Origin of the sequence: Phaeobacter sp. B1627, assembly GCF_006265095.1 — a bacterium.
Lineage (GTDB): Bacteria > Pseudomonadota > Alphaproteobacteria > Rhodobacterales > Rhodobacteraceae > Epibacterium.
In genome coordinates this window covers 1-24,593 of record NZ_VCNK01000022.1, presented here as the reverse complement: position 1 = coordinate 24,593, position 24,593 = coordinate 1, and the positions used below count along the sequence as shown (strand labels likewise).

18 protein-coding genes are annotated in these 24,593 nt (G+C 59.7%); 9 read left to right on the top strand and 9 right to left on the bottom strand.

What is annotated here, in order from left to right:
* Positions 1-55: 55 nt before the first annotated feature.
* Both FGE21_RS12710 and FGE21_RS12705 read right to left on the bottom strand, forming a co-directional pair.
* Positions 56-1,315: a PotD/PotF family extracellular solute-binding protein gene (locus FGE21_RS12710; protein WP_139663680.1), complete on the bottom strand. Its 1,260-nt coding sequence runs from the start codon at positions 1,313-1,315 to the stop codon at positions 56-58.
* 37 nt (positions 1,316-1,352) lie between these two features.
* A complete protein-coding gene (locus tag FGE21_RS12705) occupies positions 1,353-2,339 on the bottom strand; it encodes an ABC transporter ATP-binding protein (protein WP_139663679.1) in 987 nt (328 codons plus the stop codon).
* Positions 2,340-2,574: 235 nt separating this feature from the next.
* On the opposite strand from FGE21_RS12705, the gene FGE21_RS12700 reads away from it, so the two are divergent.
* Entirely contained in the window at positions 2,575-3,279 is a 705-nt protein-coding gene (locus FGE21_RS12700) for a GntR family transcriptional regulator (protein WP_370285678.1), read from the top strand.
* A 122-nt stretch (positions 3,280-3,401) separates the two neighbouring features.
* Here the strand turns inward: FGE21_RS12700 and uxuA are convergent, their stop codons facing one another.
* Genes uxuA through FGE21_RS12680 form a run of 4 tightly spaced genes read right to left on the bottom strand, consistent with a single transcriptional unit; the run spans position 3,402 to position 8,158 of the window.
* Positions 3,402-4,562: a mannonate dehydratase gene (gene uxuA, locus FGE21_RS12695; protein ID WP_139663677.1), complete on the bottom strand. Its 1,161-nt coding sequence runs from the start codon at positions 4,560-4,562 to the stop codon at positions 3,402-3,404.
* A 59-nt stretch (positions 4,563-4,621) separates the two neighbouring features.
* The gene (locus FGE21_RS12690; RefSeq protein ID WP_139663676.1) at positions 4,622-5,353 is read right to left on the bottom strand and encodes an FCD domain-containing protein; all 732 of its coding nucleotides are present in this window, start codon (positions 5,351-5,353) and stop codon (positions 4,622-4,624) included.
* Positions 5,350-7,164, bottom strand: a complete 1,815-nt coding sequence (locus FGE21_RS12685; protein ID WP_139663675.1) for a glycoside hydrolase family 2 protein — start codon at positions 7,162-7,164, stop codon at positions 5,350-5,352. Before FGE21_RS12685 ends, FGE21_RS12690 begins: the two co-directional genes overlap by 4 nt.
* Before the next feature lie 19 nt (positions 7,165-7,183).
* Positions 7,184-8,158, bottom strand: coding sequence for a TRAP transporter substrate-binding protein (locus tag FGE21_RS12680; protein WP_139663674.1), 975 nt, complete (start codon positions 8,156-8,158; stop codon positions 7,184-7,186).
* Between the two features lie 253 nt (positions 8,159-8,411).
* Here FGE21_RS12680 and FGE21_RS12675 point away from each other — a divergent pair, with 253 nt between their 5' ends.
* Genes FGE21_RS12675 through uxaC form a run of 5 tightly spaced genes read left to right on the top strand, consistent with a single transcriptional unit; the run spans position 8,412 to position 15,428 of the window.
* Positions 8,412-8,930, top strand: coding sequence for a TRAP transporter small permease (locus FGE21_RS12675; protein WP_139663673.1), 519 nt, complete (start codon positions 8,412-8,414; stop codon positions 8,928-8,930).
* A gap of 12 nt (positions 8,931-8,942) precedes the next feature.
* Entirely contained in the window at positions 8,943-10,244 is a 1,302-nt protein-coding gene (locus FGE21_RS12670) for a TRAP transporter large permease (protein ID WP_139663672.1), read from the top strand.
* Positions 10,244-12,613: a TIM-barrel domain-containing protein gene (locus FGE21_RS12665; RefSeq protein ID WP_139663671.1), complete on the top strand. Its 2,370-nt coding sequence runs from the start codon at positions 10,244-10,246 to the stop codon at positions 12,611-12,613. Before FGE21_RS12670 ends, FGE21_RS12665 begins: the two co-directional genes overlap by 1 nt.
* The gene (locus FGE21_RS12660; RefSeq protein ID WP_139663670.1) at positions 12,610-14,031 is read left to right on the top strand and encodes a mannitol dehydrogenase family protein; all 1,422 of its coding nucleotides are present in this window, start codon (positions 12,610-12,612) and stop codon (positions 14,029-14,031) included. The genes FGE21_RS12665 and FGE21_RS12660 overlap by 4 nt, the downstream gene beginning before the upstream one ends.
* Entirely contained in the window at positions 14,028-15,428 is a 1,401-nt protein-coding gene (gene uxaC, locus FGE21_RS12655) for a glucuronate isomerase (RefSeq protein ID WP_139663669.1), read from the top strand. The genes FGE21_RS12660 and uxaC overlap by 4 nt, the downstream gene beginning before the upstream one ends.
* 295 nt (positions 15,429-15,723) lie before the next feature.
* On the opposite strand, the gene FGE21_RS12650 is transcribed toward uxaC, so the two are convergent.
* The gene (locus FGE21_RS12650; protein WP_139663668.1) at positions 15,724-17,598 is read right to left on the bottom strand and encodes a methyl-accepting chemotaxis protein; all 1,875 of its coding nucleotides are present in this window, start codon (positions 17,596-17,598) and stop codon (positions 15,724-15,726) included.
* A 36-nt stretch (positions 17,599-17,634) separates the two neighbouring features.
* Complete coding sequence (locus tag FGE21_RS12645; RefSeq protein WP_176695438.1) at positions 17,635-18,174, bottom strand: hypothetical protein; 540 nt, start codon at positions 18,172-18,174, stop codon at positions 17,635-17,637.
* A 403-nt stretch (positions 18,175-18,577) separates the two neighbouring features.
* Between FGE21_RS12645 and FGE21_RS12640 the strand changes: the two genes are divergently transcribed.
* The 3 genes from FGE21_RS12640 (at position 18,578) to fdhF (ending at position 24,025) form a co-directional block, all read left to right on the top strand.
* Positions 18,578-19,462: a LysR family transcriptional regulator gene (locus FGE21_RS12640; protein ID WP_139663666.1), complete on the top strand. Its 885-nt coding sequence runs from the start codon at positions 18,578-18,580 to the stop codon at positions 19,460-19,462.
* 96 nt (positions 19,463-19,558) lie between these two features.
* Positions 19,559-21,247 carry an NAD(P)H-dependent oxidoreductase subunit E gene (locus FGE21_RS12635; protein WP_139663665.1) on the top strand — a complete coding sequence of 563 codons (1,689 nt, stop codon included), beginning with the start codon at positions 19,559-19,561 and terminating at the stop codon, positions 21,245-21,247.
* A 3-nt stretch (positions 21,248-21,250) separates the two neighbouring features.
* A complete protein-coding gene (gene fdhF / locus FGE21_RS12630; protein WP_139663664.1) occupies positions 21,251-24,025 on the top strand; it encodes a formate dehydrogenase subunit alpha in 2,775 nt (924 codons plus the stop codon).
* A gap of 108 nt (positions 24,026-24,133) precedes the next feature.
* Here the strand turns inward: fdhF and FGE21_RS12625 are convergent, their stop codons facing one another.
* Positions 24,134-24,373 carry a hypothetical protein gene (locus tag FGE21_RS12625; RefSeq protein WP_139663663.1) on the bottom strand — a complete coding sequence of 80 codons (240 nt, stop codon included), beginning with the start codon at positions 24,371-24,373 and terminating at the stop codon, positions 24,134-24,136.
* Between the last annotated feature and the right edge of the window lie 220 nt (positions 24,374-24,593).

Sequence of the window (24,593 nt, the reverse complement as noted above, 5' to 3'; positions counted from 1 at the left end):
GTGGCTCACTGGCAAGAATGGGCGGAGGCCCTGAAGCCTCCGCGCCGGATCTGTTTCAGGCGGCGATGAATTCATTCCATTTGCGAACCATATACTGGTTTTCGTCCATGACCGAATTCCAGCAGGCGACAGCGCCCATGCGATCATTGAAGGATCCGCCATCGCGCAGCTCGCCGGCCTGCGCCATCACGTCGCCAAACGGGTTCGTGATGGGAGCGGTGGCTTTCTTGCCTTCAAACCAGTAGCCCCACTCATTCTCGCTCATGTGGTTCTTGGAAGTGGACGGAACGGCAGAGTAATAGCCCTGACGCATCAGGAACCCACCAACCCAGCCGTCGAGATACCAGTTGATGTATTCATAGGCCGCGTCCAGTTCGAGGCCGGAGAGGTTCTTTGACAGCCCGATACCGCCGCCCCAGGAGCGGTAGCCTTCCTTCAGCGGCTGATAAACACAAGGTATACCTTTGGACTTCACGGCGGTAATCGCGGGGGACCACATCGATTGGATCACGACCTCACCTGAGGCCATCAGGTTGACGCTTTCGTCGAAGCTCTTCCAGAAGGCCCGGAACTGACCGCTTTGCTTGGCTGCGGTAAAGATCGCCATTGTCTTGTCGATTTCTTCGCGGGTCATGTTTCCCTTGTCGCCATAGGTGATCTCGCCCATGGCTTCGCAAACCATCGCGGCGTCCATGATCCCGATGGAGGAAATGTCGAGAATGGAGGCTTTGCCGGCGAATTCCGGGTTCAGCAATTCAGCCCATGTTTCGATCGGGCGACCAATCAGGTCAGGACGTATGCCAAGGGTATCGGCATTGTAGATGGTCGGGATCAACGTCATCCAGTTGGTCTGCTCATTCGCAAATGTGGTGCCGTCAGGCCCTTCGGTGAAACCCACCGTATGGGGGGCTGTGCCCTGCGCAATGGTGCTGTCCGGGGTCAGTTTTCCGTCTTTGAAAATGCCGATGATCTGATCGTAGTTCTTGATTTTCGATACGTCCATCGCCTGCAGGTTGCCGGTCGGCCAGACCTTCTTGCAGATCCAGTATTCGATGTCCGCAATGTCAAAGGATTTGGGCTGGGTCGCGGCGCGCTGGGTGACACTGTCTGAATCCAATGCGGTCATCTCCAGCGTGAAGCCGAGGTCTTCTTTCACCTTGGCGGCGACCTCGTTGAGGTTGGACACGCCGGTGCCGAATTGGCGCAGGGTGATGTCCTTGATGTTCTGGGCCCAGATCATTGGCGCACCAAGAGTGCTGGCAGCCACAGCTGTGGCACCGGTTTTCAGCAAGTTGCGGCGGGAAATTGTAGTCATGTGGTGATCCTCTCCATGTCCTGTCTTGATTGGCTGGTCAGCCTTGCAGTCGGTGCAGTGTTTCTTGTGCCCAGCTCAGACCGACGGGCTCGCCTGGGTTTGCGGAATGCGCGAAGAAGTCCCGGTCGGACAGCAGGACTGAAATTTCCTGATTGTCATATGTGCGGGTCGTCACACTGACATGTGTGCCCTGGTATTCAACATTGGTGATGTTGGCCTCCAAGTGGCCGGCTCCAGGAGCGCAGAGTGTCAGCGCATCGGCGCGCAGGGCGAAGACCTCGCCGTCCAGCTGCACGACGTTGTGGCTCCCCAGAAAGCGCGCTACAAAAGCGGTGTCGGGCCTCTCGAAAACGCTGCGGGCGCTTCCGGCCTGTTCAATGCCCGCGTTGTTCATCACCACGATCTCATCCGCCAGGGCCAGCGCCTCATCCTGGCCGTGGGTGACATGTACAAATGTGATACCCAACTCCCGCTGGAGCCGCTTCAGTTCCGTGCGCATGCGTATGCGAAGGAAAGGGTCGAGCGCCGAGAGCGGTTCATCGAGCAGCAGGACCTGCGGCCGGGTAATTAAGGCCCGGGCCAATGCGACCCGCTGTTGCTGACCGCCGGACAGCTGATCGGGGAGGCGGTCAGACAGATGGGCCAGATCAACGAGTTCCAGCATTTCCCCCGCCGCGGTCATCCTCTGGGATTTGTCTACGCCCTTCATCCGCAGGCTGAATGCGACGTTGTCGGCAACGCTCAGATGCGGAAACAGGGCGTAGTTCTGAAACATCATGGCGGTGCCGCGCCTGGCGGGGGGGCGGGTGGACACATCGCGCTTGCTGATCAGGATGGCGCCTTCGCTTACGCTTTCGTGACCGGCGATCATCCGCAAGGTCGAGCTTTTCCCGCACCCGGACGGCCCGAGCAGGCAAGCGTAGCTGGAGGGTTGGAACCGATGACTGATTGCATCCACGGCCACTGTGGTGCCGTATCGCTTGGTCACCTGAACCAGCTCTAATTCTGTTTGGCGCGCTGACATGCATACTCCGTGTCTGAACAGTTCATCAATCGCCCGCGCGGCTGCCCTGACAAAGAATTCTTGCCCTCCCGGGCCTTGGAGTTTCGTAATTGGTGAAAGGGCGGGCGCAATTTGAGCGGAGTGACTTCAAATTGAGCACATCATTGTATACAAATTTGTGTACCAAGGCGGCAGGGGCGATTTGCTTGTGCAGCCTGCAACGCTCTGCCATTCGTGACGCGAGATGAGTGAACACGTGCCAAATGCCCCAAAGCCCGAAACCTCCCAGGCTGAGACCGTTGCATCGGAGCTGACACTGGCCATACATCAGCACCGGGTGCTGCCAGGCACCAAGCTGGGAGAAGACGACCTGGCGGAAATCTACGGTGTGTCGCGCACTATTATTCGCGCTGCTCTGCAGTCGCTTGCCCATCATCAACTGGTCGAAATCCGTCGAAATCGTGGGGCCTTCGTCGCTCAGCCTTCGATCCGGGAGGCGCATGAGGTGTTCGAAGCCCGTGTCCTGCTGGAGCCGGGGGTGGCCAGACGGGCCGCCGAGCGTACGAAGCCCGACGATCTGGCGTTGTTGCAGCGTCACATTCAGGATGAACACGCAGCGCTCGCCAGCGGGGATCGCGGCGCGGCGCTGCATCTCTCTGGTCTGTTCCATATTGAAATCGCACGAATTGCCGATCACGAGACTTTGGCCGGGTTCGTGGAGATATTGATTGCCCGCTCGTCGCTGATCATCGCACTATATTGGCGCCGCGAAAGCGCACTCTGCGAAAAACACGCCCATCACGCGCTGCTTGAGGCATTGCGGTCGGGGGATGGGGTGGCGGCAGAAGAATTGATGCACAGCCATCTTGTGGATCTTCACTCCGCGCTTGATCTGAGAGAGCGGCCAAAGCCTGCGCGCTCTCTCAAAGAAGCTCTGACGGCACCGGATACTGGTCTGTGAGCCAGAGTTTTGTCGATTTCACTATATCACCGCAGCCCAAATTACCGCAGCCCGGACCACGCGAGCGACCGGCCCGGTAGCCGGTCTGTGCGGGCTCAAGGGACAACTTTTGCAGTGTCAGTTCAGCCGATGTTTTCCAATGTGTGCAGGACACCACGCAATTCTGCCAGCCCGCGCAACCGTCCGATATAGGGGTAGCCCGGCGTGCTGGCGACGCGCTGATCATGCGCCAACATATGGCCGTGGTCCGGCCGGAAGGGCAGGGCGCGACCTTGCTTGGCCTCGGCCGCCAAGGCGGCCCGTGCCACGGCCACCATATCGACGTCGCCCGCCAGATGCGGCGCTTCGTGAAAGCTGACGCCATTATCCTCGCGCAGGGTGGCGCGCAGATGCAGGAACGCGACGCGGGCGCCAAACTGTTCGAGCATCGACGGCAGGTCATTATCAGGCCGCACTCCGAGCGAGCCCGTGCAAAAGGTCAGCCCATTGGCGGGACTGTCTACCATCTCCAGAATGGCCCGGAGGTCGTCTGCAGTGGAAACCACACGTGGCAGGCCAAAGATCGGAAACGGCGGGTCATCGGGGTGGATGCCGAGCCTCACCCCAAGTTCTTGTGCGACCGGCACGACCCGCTTGAGAAATGCGGCAAGGTTGGCCCTGAGTTGTGCGGCGTCTATCCCATGATAGAGCGCCAGATGGGCCCGGAAACCATCGAGATCGAAACTCTCTTCGGCGCCCGGAAGGCCAGCGATGATCGTCTGTGTCAGCGCCTCAGCCGCCTGCGGCGTGAGCGAGGCAAAACGCGTGCGGGCAAGCGCAACAATATCGTCGCGGTGGCTCTGCTCCGCGCCGGGGCGTTTCAGGATGTGAATGTCGAAGAGGGCGGCATCCACGGCATCGTAGCGCAGGCACCGAGCGCCGTCAGGCAGCTCAAAAGACAGATCCGTCCGGGTCCAGTCCAGCAGTGGCATGAAATTATAGCAAACGGTCGTGATCCCGCATGCTGCCAGATTACGCAGGGACTGCGCCCATGCGTCGGCCTTTGCTTCCCAGCCTTTGGCGCCGCGCTTGATGTCCTCATGGACGGGCACGCTTTCGACAACCTCCCAGCGCAGACCGGCGGCGGCGATCATGTCGCGACGGGCGGCGATGGCGTCGACTGGCCAGACGGTGCCATTGGCGAGCGAATGCAGGGCCGTGACAATGCCGCTGGCGCCCGCCTGGCGGATGTCATTCAGCGTCACAGGGTCGTTCGGGCCAAACCAGCGCCAGGTCTCGATCATGCAGTCCTCTTGTCTTTGTCTGTTGCTGGCGCAAAGCGCGCTGCAGGCTATGTATGGGGTCAGTTGGGGGCGGATACCGGTTGGAACAGATAGCCGTCAAAGGCCGGGTCATCGACATCAGACAGTTCCATCAACGTCTCCCGCACATGGGCAAGGTGCTGCCACATGGCGGCACCGGCCCCGTCCCGGTCCTTGTTGCGCAGAGCGGTCAGGATCTGCTGATGGTCATCCAGCCAGTTGAGGCGATAGTCCGCGTCAAAGATCCGGGTGTGCAGCTTTGCCCACATCGGGCTCTGGTCTCGCTTGCGCCACAGTTCGTCCACCATGTCCACCAGGACGGAATTCTGCGTCGCCTCGGCGATCAGCCGGTGGAACAGTTCATCCCCGGAGTGATCGTTGCTGCCCGCTTCGATATCCGCGCGCTCGATTTCCAAAGCCTCACGCATACGGGTAATGTCGTTCTTGGTCACCATTTCCGCCGCAAAGGCCGCGATGGAGCTTTCCAGCAATTGGCGGGCCTGCAACAGCTCGAACGGACCGATATCGTCACGCTCGGGTGGGGCCTTGGTGGCCGAGGGGGTGGCGAGATAGATACCGGAGCCCTTGCGCACTTCCACCAGCCCGTCGATCTCAAGCATGATCAGGGCCTCGCGCACCAGCGAACGCGACACCGAAAGCGTTTCCGACAGCTGCCGTTCGGGGGGCAAGCGATCGCCAACGGTGAACCCCTGATCCCTGATGACGTCGCGAAGGGCCTGAGCGACGTCCTGATAGCGCCGATATGGGCTCATGCTGGCGGTCCTTTCCGGCTGGCTGCTCGCTGTTCCTCTTGCGCGGCGCGTTCGGCGTAATAGGCGGCGAGCACATGGAACGCGGGCTTCTTGGTGTCTTTGTCAGCGGCAATCAAACCCTTGCGGTTCCAGCCCCTCTGGAAGATCCCCTGGCGCCGTTCGACCCGGAAATCATACAGAATCCATGGCGACATGCCTTTGACGTAGCTCAGTTCCCGCAGGGTTGCGATCTGCTTTTGGTAGACCTCTTCCTGATAGGCGAGGCTGAACAAGCCACGCTCGGGGCCCTTGGCGCTGCTGTCACCATCGGCACCCGTCTCCGAAATGACAACCGGACGGTCCGGAGCGGAGTTGCGGCCGATTTCACCGAGCTCTTCGAAATTCTCTTCGTACCAGCCATAGTATTCATTGAGCCCAATGATATCGATATGTGCGGCAAGCCGGTCCTCGATCTTCAGACGGGCGTGGTTCACGAGACACGCCGCAGAGGTGAGGCGTGTGGGATCCTCGGATTTGGCAAGCTCTGCGAGATGGCGCATGAACTCCAGGCGCGCGTCAGTGTCGGGGTTTTCGTTCCCGATCGACCAGATGATGACGCTGGCGCGGTTGCGGTCCCGACGCACCAGTTCACGCAGCTGATTTGCCGCGTCGCGCAATGTGTCGGGGTTGGCGAAATCGATCGCCCAGTAGACCGGCACCTCTTCCCACAGCATCAGGCCCAGCTCATCCGCCAGTTCCGCAGCGCGTTCGTGATGCGGGTAATGCGCAAGCCGCAGGAAGTTACAGCCGAGTTCCTTTGCATGGGAAAAGCGACGGCGCAGGTCTTCCTCACTTGTGACTTTGCCGGTTTCCTCATCGTCTTCGTGAACCGAGATGCCGCGTAAAAAGATGGGATCCCCATTGAGGAGGATTTCGGTGCCCTCGCGACGGATGCTGCGGAAGCCAATGCGATCGCTGACCCGGTCCTCGCCCGCCGTCAGATGCACATCATAGAGCTTGGGGTGATCCGGCGACCAAAGCTCAGGAGAGATGTCCAAGGTGATATCGCCGGCGCCACCGGTCAGCGGGACAGGGGTTTCGACCCCAAGCTCCGGAATGGAGAGATGCGCGGCCTGGTCGGCGCCGTCCACCCGGACCGACACGCGCACATGGCCCTCTTCAAGCCGCACGAACATGTCGCGGATGATGGTCTGGGGCAGGTCAAAGAGCGTCACCTCACGGTAAACGCCGCCGTAGTTGAACCAGTCCGTATTGCGCATGGGCACACGGTCGAGGGTACGCGTATTGTTGACACAGAGCATGAGCCAATTCTGGCCTGCCTGCAGGGTATCGGTCAATTCCACACAAAACGGGGTTGAGCCGCCATAGTGGTTGCCGATGAAGGTCCCGTTCAGGAACACTTTGCAATCGTATTGCGCCGCCCCGATGCGCAGGACCTGTCGGCGTCCTGGCTTTGAGGTGTGATCGACTGGTCGGGTGTACCAGGCAGAGCCTTCGAAGAAGTACCACTTTTCTTTTTGCATCTGCCAGCAGGAGGGCACAGGCACCGTCTCGCCCATGTAGGGGTCATAGTCCCAGGGCTCGATCCGCTCTTCTGGTTCCTCGGGCGTCACGGCGAACCATTTCTGCCGGAGGCCTGTATCCAGAAGGTCCACGCAAAAATTCCAGTCCCCGTCCAGCGACTGCCCCGGGCGGCCGCGGGTGAAGATCAGGGTGTCTGCATTGAGGGTCTGCGTGTTGAAGGGACGGTCGTAGTCCTCATCGTGCAGCGCCTGCAGAGCATTGTCCGCGAGTTCGGATCGTTCTAACATAGGTGCCTGTGCCTGTTGCTTATTTGATCGCTTTGATGCGGTCGATCAGGTCCGCGAGATTTTCGGATTTCGCTGCGACTTCCTCATGCATCGGCAGGACTGCTTCGGCAAAGGGGGCTTTGTCGACGGTGTGGATCGCCACGCCAAGGGAGGCTTTTGCCTCGTCGATGGCGGCGTCCGAGGCCTCATTCCATGCTTTGCGGTGTGCTGCCATCGAGTCGAGGGCCGCTGTATGCATCGCCTCTTGTTGTTCGGCTGTCAGCGCATCCCAGGCACAGTTGGACATCACAACGACCGAAGGGATCATCGTGTGTTCGTCGAGCGAGAAGTCGCTGGCCACTTCGCCATGCCGTGCAGTGGTTAATGCGGTCGGGTTGTTTTCTGCCGCGTCAACGACACCCTGCTGCAGCGCGCTGTAGAGTTCGCCCCATGAAATCGGCGTCGGGCTACCGCCAAGCAGCTCCACCATCCGGATCGCGGAGGGGCTGGGCTGGACGCGGACTTTTACCCCTTGCAGGTCTGCCGGAGACAGGATCGGTTTCTGCGCGTAAAAGGAGCGTGCGCCTTCGGTATAGAAGGCGACGCCGCGAAAGCCCTGATCAACAGAAGCGTTCAGGATGTCCTGACCGATGTCGCCGGTGATGACCGTGTTGAAATGCTCCTCGGACGAGAAGATATAGGGCAGGTTCAGCGCGGAATAGCTCTCCTCAAAGGCTTCGAGTTCGGAGGCATTGGAACGGGCCATTTCCAGGGCGCAGTTCTGCACCAGTTCCATCGACTCGCGCTGGGTGCCAAGCTGGGCGTTAGGGAAAATCTGGATCTTCACTTCGCCGTTGGTCAGCTCTTCCACACGGTCGGCCATGACCTGCATGGAGATATGGACCGGGTGATCCGGCGGGTTGTTGTGGTTGAGCTTCAATGTAGCTGCACTGGCGACGCCTGCGGTTGCGGCGAGCGCAAGGGCAGACAGGGCGGTGGTGAAATGCTGGGTCATGGTCTCTCCTCCCAAATGTTTCGGCCTGACCACGGAAAATTGGTCAACCAATAAGGCGGGAAACTTTCCTAGAATCGGAATCTAGTCAACCAAAACTTGCGAGAAATGAGTTCAGTTGACAAAGTGGCCATAAATTGGTTGACCAATTGACGTTCCTGGGCAAGGGTCTGCGCCAGTAATCGGGAGTCCGCTGCGGGAGGGGAACAATGACGCTGAGCACAAAGACCCATATCTATGGGGTAGGGGGGGTCCGATGAGGGGCGCTGTCGATTTGGTCCTGAAAGTCGTGATCTCTGCCATCTTCGTCACGCTCGTGGCCTGTGTCAGCTGGCAGGTCGTCAGCCGGTACATTCTGGGCACCCCGAGCACGGTGACCGACGAACTGGCCCGCTTCTTGTTCATGTGGCTGGCGCTGATCGGTGGCGCCTACACCATGGGCCTCAGGCGGCATCTTGCCATTGACCTGCTCACGCAGAACCTGGCGGGGCGCGCCCGGAGCGCATCCGAGGGCTTCACCCTGTTTGCGATTGCCGGTTTCGCGACATTGGTGATGATCAAGGGCGGCGGCCAACTGGTCATGAAGACCTTTGCCTCGGGCCAGGTGACCCCGGCGTTGCAGATCCCGATGGGCTATGTCTACGGCGCAATCCCCTTCGCCGGCGCTGTCATTCTCTATTATTGCGCGATTTTCGCGTTCGAGCTGTGGCGCGACGGCCCCGGTTCCTCTGACGTCGGGGAGGCACCGCAGCCTCTCGGCGGTCCTCTGGATTAAGGCGGCGCTGACATGACGACTGCAATACTTCTCCTTTTTGGCAGCTTTGCCGTATTGATGGCTCTGGGTGTTCCGATTGCCTTTTCCATCGGGATTGCCACCACCGCGACATTCCTGCTGTTTATGGGGTTCGACCAATCCCTGTTTATCGTCGCGCAGCAAATGGCCTCTGGGCTGGATAGTTTCACCCTGCTCGCGATCCCGTTCTTCATCCTCGCAGGCAACATCATGAACCGGGGCGGCATCGCCATGCGGCTGATCAATTTCGCCAAGGTCCTGGGAGGGCGTCTTCCGGGAGCGCTGGCGCATTGCAACGTGATTGCCAATATGATGTTCGGCTCGATTTCCGGATCTGCTGTGGCATCCGCGGCAGCGGTCGGGGGCGTCATGGCGCCGCTGCAGAAAAAAGAAGGCTATGATCCCGCCTTTTCCGCGGCTGTGAACATCGCCTCCTGCCCGACGGGGCTGCTGATCCCGCCGTCGGCCACGCTGATCGTATACTCGTTGATCACCGGCGGCACGTCGATTGCGGCGCTGTTTGTGGCGGGCTATCTCCCCGGTATCCTGATGGGGCTGGGGCTGATGCTTGTTGCGGGCATTATTGCGAAGCGGCGCGGGTATCCTGTTGCGCCGCGCCCAGCCTTCAGTGAGGTACTGATTTCCGCACGTGATGCGGCCTTGCCGCTCGGCCTGATCGTCATCGTCATGGGCGGCATCATATCCGGTGTGTTTACCGCGACCGAAGCCTCCGCGGCTGCCGTGATCTATACGCTTCTCCTTGCATTGGTGTGGTATCGCGAAATCACACTCCGGGATCTGCCGGCCATTCTCATCGACAGTGCGGTGACCACCTCGGTGGTGCTGCTGATGATCGGCGCCTCAATCGCAATGAGCCGTGTGATGGCCTTTGGCGGTATTCCATTTGCGATCTCTGACTTCCTGCTCGGGCTGTCGGACAATCCGATTGCGATCCTGCTGGCCATCAATGTTGCGCTGCTGATCGTCGGCACCTTCATGGATATGACCCCGGCATTGCTGATCTTCACCCCGATCTTCATGCCCGTGGTCAAGGGACTGGGCATGGATCCGGTTCATTTCGGCATAGTGATGACGCTGAACCTCTGTATCGGGATCTGTACGCCGCCGGTGGGATCGGCGCTGTTCGTCGGCTGCTCTGTTGGGGGCACATCGATCGCAAAGGTCATTCGTCCGCTGCTGCCCTTCTATGCCGTCCTGTTCGGCCTTTTGATGCTGGTCACTTACGTGCCTGAGATCAGCCTGACCCTGCCACGTTTGCTGTTGGGATATCAGTAATGAAGAACCTCAAATCCTGGGAGTTGATATCTGAGACCGGGCAGGGCGTGATCCTGCGTGTCGAAGGGCGTCATCTGCTTCGCATATCGGTGCTTGAGGAAACGCTGTTTCGAGTGTCCCTGCAGAAGGATGGCGATTGGCGCCTTGATCGCACCTGGACGATTGCTCCGGTCGGTGATGCGCCCTGGGAAGGGCGGAGCCGGGACACGATGGCGGGCTTTTCCTGTCCCGCGCCAAAGGTCGGGGTGACGTCGGATGAGGTGATCATCGCCAGTGACACGCTGCGCCTGCGCATTCTGAGACCGCTTCAGATGATCTGGGAAGTGCGCGATGGCACAGACGACTGGCGGTGCTTTGCAAAGGACCGCTCTACCGGGGGGCTGCACTTGGGGTTGCGTGACCATTCCCATGCGCATTTCCTGTCCCGGAACGCAGATGAACAGGTGTTCGGACTGGGCGAAAAAGCGGGTCCCCTCGACCGCACGGGCGGGCGCTACGAGATGCGGAACCTCGATGCGATGGGGTATGACGCTGAAACCACCGATCCGCTCTACAAACACGTGCCTTTCACCATCACCCGCACGCCGGAAGCCGGGTGTTGGTCGATCTTTTACGACAACCTCGCGAGCTGCTGGTTTGACCTTGGCAATGAACTTGACAACTACCACGCGCCATACCGCGTCTACCGGGCCGAGGACGGCGACCTTGATTTCTATATGTCATGGGCCCCGGACGTGCTGGCCCTGGTCAAACGACAGGAGCAACTGACCGGCGGGACGGCCTTCCCACCGCGCTGGAGCCTCGGCTACTCCGGGTCGACAATGTCCTATACCGACGCCGCCGACGCCCAGGTGCAGCTTGAGGGGTTCCTTGCGCAAATCAAAGCGTATGACATTCCCTGCGACAGTTTTCAGATGTCATCGGGATATACCTCGATCGGGGCAAAGCGCTACGTCTTCAACTGGAATGACGACAAGATGCCGGATCCCGAAGGGATGGCTGCACGCTTTGCCGATGAGGGCGTTCACCTCATTGCCAACATCAAGCCCTGCCTGCTGCAGGATCACCCCCGCTACGGCGAGGTGGCCGATGCGGGGCTTTTCATCCATGCGAGCACGGAAGCGGATGCCAATACGGGTCCGGAACGGTCGGTGTTCTGGGACGATGAAGGATCGCATCTTGATTTCACCAGTGCGGCCACGGTTGAATGGTGGAAGTCCAACGTGACCTCGGCGCTTCTGCTCCGGGGCATCGGGTCCACCTGGAACGATAATAACGAATACGAAATCTGGGATCGTCACGCGCAATGCGCGGGCTTTGGCAGCCCGGTCGATGTGGCCCTGATGCGGCCAGTGATGCCGATTCTGATGACCCGCGCCTCGCAGGATGCGCAAACGGCCCATGCCCCCGGCAAGCGCCCCTATCTGATCAGCCGCTCCGGTGCTCCGGGGCTGCAGCGCTATGCCCAGACCTGGACCGGAGACAACCGGACCGATTGGAAAACCCTGCGTTGGAACCAGCGCATGGGATTGGGGATGAGCCTGTCGGGTTTCTACAATATCGGCCATGACGTCGGAGGGTTTTCCGGACCGCGCCCGGAGCCGGACCTCTTTGTCCGGTGGGTTCAGAACGGCGTGTTTCACCCGCGTTTCACCATTCACTCCTGGAATGACGATGGCACGGTGAACGAACCCTGGATGTTCCCGGAGGTGACCGATCTGATCCGGGATGCAATCCGCTTGCGCTACCGCTTGCTGCCCTACATCTACACCAGTCTCTGGCAGGCCGCAGAGCACAGCGAGCCGATGCTGCGCCCGCTGTTTCTCGATTTCGGGCAGGACGCGCGGACCTGGGACGATACGGACGGTTTTCTGCTTGGGCGCGACCTTCTGGTTGCGACCGTTCTGGAGAAGGATGCGGAAACCCGTTCGGTTTATCTCCCGCAGCACAGGGGCGGTTGGTGGGACTTCCACACCGGGATCTGGCACGAGGGAGGGCAGTGGCTCGAGGTGCCGGTTTCGCTTGACACGATCCCGTTGTTTGTGCGGGGCGGCAGCGTCATTCCACTGGGCGAAGGCGGCAGCCGGGCAGCGCCGGAGGCGGAAAAATCGCGACAGCTTGCGCTGTTTCCGGCACCGGGCTGCGCGCGGGATACCAGCCTTTTGTTCGAAGATGATGGGGTCTCGCGCGCGGGGGACTGGTGCCTGACCTCGCTTGACCTGGAAAGTGACGAGGCAAACATACGTTTGGGCACCCGGCGGAAGGGTCCCGGGCAGCCGGTGATCGGCGAGGCCGAAATCATTCTGCCGGCAGGTGAGCGCCGCCGTTTGGAGCTGACATCAGATCGCGACGGAAGGATCACCCTATGACTGTAGCCGTTACTCCCGTGCCATTTGACCGTGCGGCCCTGCGTCCGCGCATTCTTCATATCGGATTTGGCGCCTTCGCCCGTGCGCATCCGATGGTCTACCTGAACCAGGGCCTCGGTGTGGCCGGGGGGGATTGGGGCGTGGTCGCTGCCCGGCTGAACTCCGGGGCGGAGGCGCTCTCGGATCTGGATGCGGCGGACGGTCTCTATCATGTGGCCGAAGCGGATGGGGAGACAATGGCGCTGCGCCAGATCGGCGTGCTGTGCGGCACGTGCCATCCGGCGCGGGATGGGGCGGAGGCATTGCCTGACCTGATCGCGTCGCCGGAGCTGTCGCTGATCCTGCTGACCATCACCGAAAAGGGCTACTGCACGCGCGGCGGAGCGCTGGATATGGACCATGGCGCGATCCAGGCGGATCTTGCCGGGACCAAGCCCCCGCAGACCGCCATCGGCGTGATCGTGGCCGGGTTGGAGCGACGCCGGGCCAGCGGAGGAGAGGGGCTGACGATCCTGTCCTGCGACAATCAGCCGGACAACGGTGCCTTGACGCGCGCTGCCGTTCTTGGGTTCGCGCGCGCCAGGGGCGGGGACCTTGCCGATTGGATCGAACGCGAGGTTCGCTTTCCGTCCTCCATGGTTGACCGGATCGTGCCCGCGATGACCGATGAGAGCCGGGCGTTGATCTCGGAGTCGTTGGGGCACGACGATGGCAATGCCATTCTCTGTGAACCTTTCCGGCAATGGGTGATCGAGGATAATTTCGTCGGCCAGCCACCGCCTTTTGCCGAAGGTGGGGCCTTGTTGGTGCCGGATGTGCAGCCGTTCGAGGACATGAAGCTGCGGTTGCTGAACGGTGCGCATACGACATTGGCCTGGGTCGGGCAGCTGCTGGGGCAGGAGACGGTTTCCGACTGCATGGGGAACGCTCCGTTGCGCCGGGCCATACGTCAGCTGATGTTGCGGGAGCAGGCACCGACCCTGCATTTGCCCAAGGATGTGGACGTGACCGCCTATGCCGACGATCTGCTCTCGCGGTTTGGCAATACCCGCCTGAAACACCAGCTGGCTCAGATCGCCACGGACAGTTCCCAGAAAATGCCTCAGCGGCTGTTTTCACCCATCGGGGCGAACCTTCAGGCCGGTCGCCCGTGGCCCGTATCGGCCCTGGCTATTGCGGCATGGATCGCGGGCCTCCGGCATCTGGAGCCGATTGACGATCCTCGCCGCGACGAGCTGCGACAGGCCGCAAGCGGGGCGGATCCCGTCGCTGCGATCTTTGGACTGCCTGATCTGGGTCCTGCGGAGTTGATAGAGAATGTGGCGTTCACGGATAGGGTGCGGGACGTTTTCAACCAAATCCAGGAAAGCGGCATCGCGCATGCATTGGACATGATTGTCACGGAGCCGCGGGCATGAGCGGTTTTCTGAATGCCGATTTTCTGCTGGACACAAAGACGTCCCGGCGTTTGTATCACGACGTTGCGCGGGGCCTCCCGATTGTTGACTACCACAACCACCTGCCTCCGGCCGAAATTGCGCAGGACCGGCGCTGGGACACCATTGGTGAAATGTGGTTGGCGCATGACCACTACAAATGGCGGGTCATGCGTTGGGCGGGCACGGACGAGCGCCGTATAACCGGCGATGCAGGCTGGCGTGAAAAATTCGATGCTTTTGCCGAGGCTATGCCCCGGGCCGTGCTGAACCCGGTGCATCATTGGTCACATCTGGAACTCTGGCGGTATTTTGACCTGACCGGCACCGTGCTCTCACCAGCGACCGCAGACCATGTCTGGGAGACAGCCAATGCCTGCCTGCAGCAACAGGACTTCAGTGCCCAGGGCCTCTTGCGCCGGATGAAGGTCGAGTTGGTCGGAACGACGGATGATCCGCTGGATACGCTGGAGCATCACGCTGCCATGGCTGGTTCGGACATTCGGGTGGTCCCCACTTTCCGCCCCGACAAGGCGGTGCAAATCGACGCGACTGGCTTTGCCGACTATATGGACCATCTCGAAGCGCTCACTCACCCAATTCGGAATTTCGATGATCTGGTAGCCGCGCTTGTGATGCGGCTCGATCATTTTGTGTCCCATGGATGTCGGGCGGCGGATCATGGGATCAACTATCTCGACGCGGCCGATATCCCCGGCGCCAGCATTTTGGACAGCGCCTTGAAGGCGGCTCGGGCCGGGCGCTCTGTAACACCAGAGGCCGCAGCCGGGCATCGCGCCGCATTGTTTGACGCCTTGGGGCGCGCCTATGCCCAACGAGGGCTGGTCATGCAGTGCCATATGAATGTTGTGCGCAACGGCTCTACCAGATTGATCCGCGCTGTCGGAACGGATGCAGGTGGCGATTCTCTGCGCGACACCGACATGGCGGGGCCGTTGAATGTTCTGCTGGACCGGCTGGATCGGGACGGAGCATTACCTCGGATGATTCTGTATGGTCTTGATCCCGGGCGAAATCCGGTTCTGGCGGCTACCGCCGGTACATTTCAGGACGGGTCTGTTCCCGGCAAGATCCAGGCGGGCGCGGCTTGGTGGTTCAATGACACGCTGGATGGCATGGAGGCGCAAATACGCAGCCTTGCCCAGATCGGTTTACTCTCGACATTCCTCGGCATGCTGACCGACAGCCGTTCGTTTCTGTCGTTTCCGCGTCACGAGTATTTCCGGCGTCTGTTGTGCGGGCTGATTGGTCGATGGTCAGAAGCCGGGCATCTTCCGGATGATTCTGCTATGTTGGACGAACTGGTTCGCAACATTTGCTATGACAATGCCAAATCCTGGTTCCTGACGCCCGGCTGATGTGGGGCGCCAGGCGCGTCAGCCGTTCCGGAAAAGAGCGGTATGGCGCAGTGTAACTGGGTATTCATGCGGTGGTCGTCAGGTGCTGCTCCCACTGAGGGAGAAGCCATCCTGACCCAAGTCATTCAAACCCGAATGGGGTTGGGTTTCTTCTGAAGTCCAGGTTCCCAACGCGCATGAGTTCAGACTCCCAACGCGCATGATTGCAGGCATATGGCGGTTTGAGCCAAGAGACGAAAAAGAGGCGCGGTGGAGTTTCACCGACGCCTCTTTTCGCGCAGCATAAGGGCCGTTTTCAGAAATCATCCCAGCCTGCGGCTTGCTTCAGAACCTGTGGCTGTGGTTCCGTCGGCTCTGGTTCGGCCCATTGTTGCTCCAGGTCTGCCTCATGCTCATGGGGTTCAGCCAATGCGGTTGGTTCCGGTGCGACCGTTTCCGGGGCGCTCTCTTGATCGAGCGCGTCGAGTCGACGTTCGGTTCCGTCCGTCTTGAACACCGCGACGACGCGGGCAAGCTGGGCCGCATCATTGCGAAGCACCTGACTTGCCGCTGTCGTTTCTTCGACCATAGCGGCATTGTGCTGAGTGACCTGATCCAGTTGAGATACGCCGGTGTTGATTTCGTTCAGGGTGGTCGACTGCTCTTCTGCTCCTGTGGCGATATCGCTGACGTGGCTGGAAATGGTCCCGACCCGCCCAATGATTTTCTCAAGTTCTTCGCCAGTCCGCCCGACCAGCCGCACACCCGAGCCAACCTGATCAGTACTTTCGACGATCAGATGCTTGATCTCTTGGGCGGCATCGGAGGATCTTTGCGCAAGGGCGCGAACCTCAGAGGCGACGACGGCGAACCCGCGACCGGCTTCCCCCGCGCGGGCTGCTTCTACGCCCGCGTTCAGGGCCAGCAAATTCGTTTGAAAGGCGATGTCGTCGATCACGGTGAGGATTTGGGAGATTTTGCTGGATGATGCTTCGATTTTCGACATCGCATCCACGGCATCAGAGACCACTCTGCCGCTTTCTACCGCGGTGGAGCGAGCGTCATTCATGATACTTTCAACATGGCGCGCCCCATCGGCAGCCGAGCGGACGCTACTGTTCAGCTCTTCCATCGCGGCCGCGGTCTCTTCTAGGGTTGCGGCCTGGCTTTCGGTGCGCTGTGACAGGTCACTGGACGAGACACTAATCTGCTCGGCGCTGGAGCGGATTCGCTCCGAGCTTTCGATGACAGAGTCGATGATGCTTACCATCGTGGCACGGGTGGAGTTAAAGTGACGGCGCAGGGTTTCGTACTCTTCCGTGAAGGGCTCACTGATCGCATGTGTCAAATCGCCGTCTGACATTTGCTTGAGGGCATGGTTCAGAGCATCCACGACCTGTTTCTGGACTTCTTGCTGTTGCTTTCGTGTTTCTTCCAGGTCGCGCGCCTCAGCCAATTGCTGCTTCAGATTCTCAACATTTCGGGAGATCCGCCCGATTTCATCTGCTCGGGCCAGGTATTCTCCTGGCTGAGTGTAATCTCCCTCCGCGATGACATCGATGCTCTTGCCGAGGTTCTTCAGCGGAAGGCTGATGACCCTGCGCAGCACAACTGCCGACAATAGGCACATCACCAAAAAGAGGAACGAAGCAATTCCGTAGGCCAGAAGTTGATCTTGGAAAACCGCAGCTTTGGCGGCTTTACTGGACCAATGGATCGCCACGGCGCCGACGACAGTCCCTTTGGTGGAGATGGCCGGTGCGGCAGCATAGCTGCCGTCCCCGGTGGTTTCTGGCACCCCGGTTTGCGCAGAAGTATAGGCAATAGTTGCTAGATCCGCGAACTCCTCTTCAGGCGCATCTCCAAACGAGGCAATGACCTCGCCGTCCAGATTGACGATAACCCCGTGATGTGCCCGGCCTTCAGAGGCCTCCATAGCGGACTGTAGGGTGCTCCCGAGTTTCTCGGCGTCACCAAAACGGATCGCACCGGCGCTGCGGGACGCAATGGATTGCGTCATGTTTGCACCGAGGGCATACACGCCCTCTTGCACTGCTTTATCGATGATTATCTTGTTGGCGACAGTTATGAAGGTTGCCGTGACCAGCGTCGCTGCCGCGATGAGAAGCCCAATCTTGGCAAAGACTGAAGCCCCCCGTATTTTTGGCGAATTTTTTTCCGTGGCTACCATGGAAGTCCCCATATCTATGCCTGAATGTGATCGAATTTACAGAAGGCTCTCGGCGTCGAGACCTACGGTAATTGCTCCGATAGGGGCGCCGGAATCAGGGTCCACGATCGTCATGGACACCTGGCCCTGATAGCGTTGAGTGGACTCGTCGAGTTCAACCGGGCTGATATGGACGCTACCTGCGCCTTTGCCAAATGTGTCCTGAAACTTGGCCTCATCGCCCTGCCACATATCCGAGGTAACATCAGATGCGGCAACATTCAGGCCATGAGCGTCCATCACGAAAATCTCTGTCATTGCGCCCATTGAGGCGTCAATGCGAGACCGGAGGGTGTCTGAGACGGGATTGTTCAGCACGGGAGAGATAACGGGGCTGGCCGGGTCTCCGATTTGGGAGCGCCAATTTTTGTCCATCTCGTCGATCTGGGACTGCGTCAGGCCCGCATGAGCCGCATTCTGTGCTGTGATTGCAGCGACAATCTCCGGTGAGTTGGCCCACCCGCTGATTTCACTGTCCAGATAGGCTTGAAGGGTGGGGGTGAATTCATCTGCAAAGGCACACGATCCAAGCAGCATTGCAGATACAGAAATGACAAAACGCACGATTTAACTCCTTCATGCCCGAGGCACCGGTGGGTATCACTGAAGCAGGCGTACCGCACAGAGTTTACTAGTCAATTAATCCACCCATTTAGGATGCGCGCCTGCCTCAGGAAGATTAACATGCTGCACGTGGCATTATTCACCGGAGGATATGTGGCATGCGATCCAATAAAGGCATTTATGCCATAAGGTTGCGCGCCCCATCTTGGGAAGAATACAGGGAGGGGCCAATTGAGGCGGCCAATTTTGAAAAGTATAAGTGGAATGACCTTTGGCCTGGCAGGTTTCTCGGCGGGCCATCTGTGCGGGTCGTTGTCTGAACCGCGTAGCGGAGCAGGTTCTGGTTTCTGCCACACGGGGAACGAGGGGGCGCGCAATGATTGAGCTCAAGGATATGCAATTGCTGACGGCGCTCGCACGACATCGTCACTTTGCCAAGGCGGCGGAGGCGTCAAACATGTCGCAGCCAGCCTTCTCCATGCGGATTCGCAGCCTGGAGGATAAGCTGGGGGTGCCGATCGTACGTCGCGGCAATCGGTTTCAGGGTCTGACCGGAGAAGGGCAGATGATTGTCGATCGCGCCCGCAGTATTCTGGATGATGCCAAAGCTCTGGATCAGGAAATTGCGGCGGCGCGGGGCGAAGTCACGGGGACGCTCGTTCTGGGTGTGGTGCCGACGGCGACATCCTATGCCGCGCAGCTGATCAACCGACTGCACCAGGCGCACCCCCGTGTTCTGGCGCGTCTCGAAGTGACAACCTCCCTCAGCATCCAGCAGCGCCTGTACGACGGCACGATAGATGCGGGCGTCACCTACAGCGACAGCGTCGGGCGCGATCACATCAATCTGTTGCCGCTTTATGATGAAATATATGTCCTGTTGGCCAGTGAGCCGATGCTTGCGGGCTATGGTGAGGCCATCTCGTGGCAGGAGGCCGCCGCTCTACCGCTCAGTCTGCTGGAGCCACAAATGCAGAACAGGCGCATCCTTGACCGGATCTTTGCTGATCTGGACCTGAAACCGGAAATCATGTCGGAGTCCACCGGTTTCATGGCCTCCATCGTCATGGCACGGGCGGGTTCGGTGGCTGCCATCTTGCCGCTTGCATTGGTTGAGGCGTTAGGCCCGCTTGACGGCACCCGGGCCGTTCGCCTGACTGAGCCGGAGCAGACGCGGCCAATCTGTCTCGCCTCTGTGGATCGGCAGACCGAACTGACGACGATCTGTGCCCTGAAGGAGGTCATTGCGACGAGCGCGTGATAAGCATTTCTTATTGCGGCTTCGGGTATAGATATTTGACCGGAAGGGGGTGTGGGTGGGACTCCGGTGCAAAGGCACCTGATCTGGGAGAGACCCATGGCACCTCTGGACAATACGAAAGGCGTCTGGAAATCCGGACGCGGAAAAGGACGCAAAACCCCCAAGGGGCGTCAGCTCGATGATCAGGCGCAGTCTGATATTCTTGAACTCCTTGGCGAGCGTCCGAGAAACCGCGATCTGTTGATAGAATTCCTGCATCTGGTGCAGGATAGGTTTGGTCATATCTCGGCCGCCCATATCCGGGCGCTGGCTGAGGAAATGCGGACGGGCCAGGCGGAAATCTACGAAGTTGCCAGTTTCTATGCCCATTTCGATGTGGTCAAAGAGGGCGAAACCCCGCCGCCTGCACTGACTATTCGTGTCTGCGACTCCTTGTCCTGCGAACTCGCCGGCGCAGAACAGCTTAAACGGGCGCTCGAAGAGGGGATGGATCCGGATCATGTCCGGGTTCTGCGGGCACCATGCATGGGGCGCTGTGATACTGCGCCCGTGCTGGAAATCGGTCACAACCACATTGATCACGCAACTCTGGCAAAGGTCGAGGCGGCGGTTGCGAACGGGGACACCCACGTTCATCTGCCGCCCTATCAGACTTATAGTGAGTATGCGATTGCCGGTGGCTACGAGGTTCTGGCGGATCTGCGGCGCGACGGTGACTGGGAGGCGGTGCAGGAAAATGTGCTCTCCGCCGGGCTGCGTGGTCTGGGCGGTGCAGGTTTCCCGACGGGCAAGAAGTGGGGCTTTGTGCGGATGAACGCGGGTCCGCGCTACCTTGCGGTCAACGGCGACGAGGGAGAGCCGGGGACATTCAAGGACCGCTACTATCTGGAGCGCGTTCCGCATGTTTTTCTGGAGGGAATGCTGATCTCTGCATGGGCGGTGGAGGCCGAAAAGGCGTTTATCTATATGCGCGATGAGTATCCTGCCGTGCTGGAAATCCTCGCAAGAGAGATCCGGGCGCTTGAGGAGGCTGGGGTGGTTGAGCCGGGATACATCGATCTGCGCCGCGGGGCCGGCGCCTATATCTGCGGCGAAGAGAGCGCGATGATCGAGTCGATCGAAGGCAAGCGGGGCGAGCCGCGGCATCGCCCGCCCTTCGTGGCGCAGGTGGGCATCTTTGGTCGCCCGACCCTCGTCCACAACGTCGAAACCCTGTACTGGATCTGCAAGATCAATCGCGAAGGGCCGGAATGTCTGAACACGGTCGAAAAGAATGGTCGCACGGGGCTTCGCTCATATTCCGTGTCCGGGCGTGTGAACTCACCGGGCGTGCATCTTTTGCCTGCAGGGTCCACCATCACGGATGTGATCGAGGCGGCTGGAGGTATGCTCGACGGTCACGCTTTCAAGGCCTATCAGCCCGGTGGGCCATCGTCGGGGCTGCTGCCCGCCCATATGAACGACATCCCGTTGGACTTTGACACATTGCAACCGCATGGATCGTTTATCGGGTCCGCGGCGGTGGTGGTCCTGTCCGATCAGGACAGTGCCAGGGATGCGGCGCTCAACATGCTTCGCTTCTTCGAGGATGAAAGCTGTGGCCAGTGCACCCCCTGCCGTGTCGGATGCGAAAAGGCGGTGAAATTGATGCAGGCGGACAAATGGGATCAGCCGCTGCTGGAAGAGCTGTCACAAGCCATGGTGGATACGTCGATTTGTGGGCTCGGTCAGGCGGCGCCGAATCCTATCCGTCTCACCATGAAGCATTTCCCCGAGGAGGTATAAGTTATGTCGAAGCAAATCACCTTCACGCTCGACGGCGAGCAAGTGCGTGCGGATGCCGGCATGACCATCTGGGAAGTTGCCAATGGTCGCGGGCTCAAAATTCCGCATCTGTGTCACAAACCGCAACCGGGATACCGGCCTGATGGAAACTGCCGCGCCTGCATGGTCGAGATCGAAGGCGAACGCACGCTGGCGGCCTCCTGTATTCGGGAACCTTCCGAGGGCATGGTGGTCGTCACCAATAACGCACGGGCAACGGGCGCCCGCAAAATGGTGATGGAACTGTTGGTCGCTGACCAGCCGGAACCGGAACTGGCGCATGACAGATCCTCCCACCTTTGGGACATGGCAGAGGTGAACGGGGTCTCAGAGTCGCGGTTCCCGAAGCTGGAAGAGGGCCGGATCCCACTTCTGGACGACAGCCATGTGGCGATGAGTGTGAATCTGGATGCCTGTATTTCGTGTGGACTCTGTGTGCGGGCCTGTCGCGAGGTCCAGGTGAACGATGTGATCGGCATGGCGGGCAGGGGGCATGATGCCTATCCGACATTCGATATCGCCGATCCGATGGGGGCGTCTTCCTGTGTGGCTTGCGGTGAATGCGTGCAGGCCTGTCCGACCGGGGCGCTGATGCCGGCCTCCGTCGTCGATGAAAACCAGGTCGGTGATCGGGGCGATATAGATTCCGAAACAGAAAGCGTGTGCCCCTTTTGCGGCGTGGGCTGCAAGGTGTCGCTCAAGGTCAAGGACGGCAAGGTCAAATATGTCGAGGGGATCAATGGCCCCGCCAACGAGGGCCGCCTTTGCGTAAAGGGGCGGTTTGGCTTTGACTATATCCACCACCCGCATCGTTTGACCAAACCGCTGATCCGGCGCGAGGACGCCCCCGCCAAGGGCATGAACGTTGATCCCGGTGATCTGATGACCCACTTCCGGGAGGCCACCTGGGACGAGGCACTGGAGGTTGCGGCCCAGGGGCTGCTCCGACTGCGCGCCGAAGACCCCAAAGCGGTGGCGGGATTTGGCTCGGCGAAATGCACCAATGAAGAAGCCTATCTTTTTCAGAAGTTCATCCGCCAAGGGTTCAAACATAATAATGTCGATCACTGCACGCGCCTCTGCCATGCCTCGTCAGTGGCTGCGCTGATTGAAAACGTCGGGTCTGGGGCTGTCACTGCTACGTTCAACGAAATTGAAAACGCGGATGTGGCGATTATCATCGGCGCCAATCCGATCGAAAACCATCCGGTGGCTGCGACCTATTTCAAGCAGTTCACCAAACGGGGCGGCAAGCTGATCGTGATGGACCCCCGAGGGGTTGGAATGCGTCGCTATGCGGATGAGATGCTTCAGTTCCGCCCCGGGGCAGATGTTTCGATGCTCAATGCGATCATGAATGTCATCGTCGAGGAGGAGCTCTACGACAGCCAGTACATCCACCGGTGGACCGAAAACTGGGAGGCCGAGAAGGCGCATCTGCGCCAGTTTTCGCCTGAAAAGATGTCAGCCATCTGCGGGATCGAACCAGAGCAACTGCGCCGCGTTGCACGTCTGTTTGCCGGTGCCAAGGCGGGAATGATCTTTTGGGGCATGGGGGTCAGCCAGCATATCCACGGGACCGACAATTCGCGCTGCTTGATTTCGCTCGCCCTGATGACCGGAAATGTCGGAAAATCAGGCGCGGGGCTGCATCCTTTGCGGGGGCAGAATAATGTCCAGGGCGCATCGGACGCAGGCTTGATCCCGATGTTCCTGCCCGACTACCAGACTGTGACTTCGGATGATGTCCGCCGGTCCTTCTCGGATGTCTGGGGCGGGGGGGATTTCTCAAACGAAAAGGGCCTCACCGTGACCGAGATCGTCGATCAGGTGTATGCGGGCAATATCCGGGGCATGTATATTCAGGGGGAAAACCCCGCCATGTCCGATCCCGATGTGGATCATGCCCGCGACGCCTTTGCAAAGCTCGAACTGATGGTGGTTCAGGATATATTCCTGACGGAGACGGCGAACTATGCCGATGTGATCCTGCCCGCGTCCACATTATATGAAAAGAACGGCACGGTCTCCAATACCAATCGCCAGGTCCAGCGCGTCCGCCCGGCAGTCGCGCCTCCGGGGGAGGCACGTGAAGATTGGAAAATCACCATGGCCCTCGCGCAGCGGATTGGCTTGCCATGGCAATATGCGGATGTGTCCGAAGTCTTTGCCGAAATGAAAGTGAATATGCGGTCGCTGGACAATATCACTTGGGACCGGCTGGAGACCGAAACGATTACCTATCCCTCGTTGCATGAAACGGATCCCGGTCAGGCGATCGTCTTCGGCGATGGCTTTCCGCGTGCGGAGGGGAGGGCGAAATTCACGCCCGCCAATGTGATCCCGCCGGATGAAGCGCCTGATGCGGAATATCCGATGATCATGACCACGGGGCGCCAGTTGGAACATTGGCATACCGGATCGATGACCCGGCGGTCGCTGGTTCTTGATGCGGTGGAACCCGAGGCCAACTGCTCGCTGCATCCGCGCACCCTCCGGGCGCTGGGCGTGGAGCCGGGAGACATGGTGCGTCTTTCCACTCGCCGGGGATCAATCGAGATCATGGCGCGCGCCGACCGGGCCGTTGCCGAGGATATGGTGTTCGTGCCCTTCGCCTATGTCGAGGCGGCCGCGAACATCCTGACCAACCCGGCGATTGACCCCTATGGCAAAATCCCTGAATTCAAGTTTGCTGCGGTTCGGGTTGAGAAGGCCACTGCCCAGCTTGCCGCAGAATAGGGCCGCGCGCAGGAGCCCGGATAATGGGACCAACAAAGGGGGCAGATCAACGCGATCTGCCCCCTTTGCTTTTGGTTCAACGCCCCTTCCGCTGGCAGGCCTCCCCTATCAGTCGGGAATCTGGCTGTTTATCGCCGTAGGAAAGGCCATGTCCTCGGACTCTCCGGTCAGATCGCTGGCGAACGCGCAGGTCTGATCTGCTTCGCAATTGGCCAGTTGCTCGTGATCGTCAGTGATGGTGCCGTTGACCGGGGTAGGCTGGGTCTGGGACAGTGCCTGTGATGCGGCCAGCCCATTTGATAGGGTGAGTGCGAGGGTGACGGCAAATGCCTTTTTGAAAGGGCTCATGGGAAATTTCCTTCAGTAAACTCTTCGATCTGGGCAAATGTACCAGCTCCTTTCCGTAAAGCCGCACGAAAAGTCCCAGGGAGTTATGTCAAGCTTTTGGTTGATTTAAAGAGAACCCGCTACATTGCCCTCCCGCCATCCAGCTCTGGCTTTTTTGGTCTGGTGTGTGTGTTTCTTTTGGGTCTGCGCAGTGGTGAGGGCTGAAGTGGTCCCAGAAAAC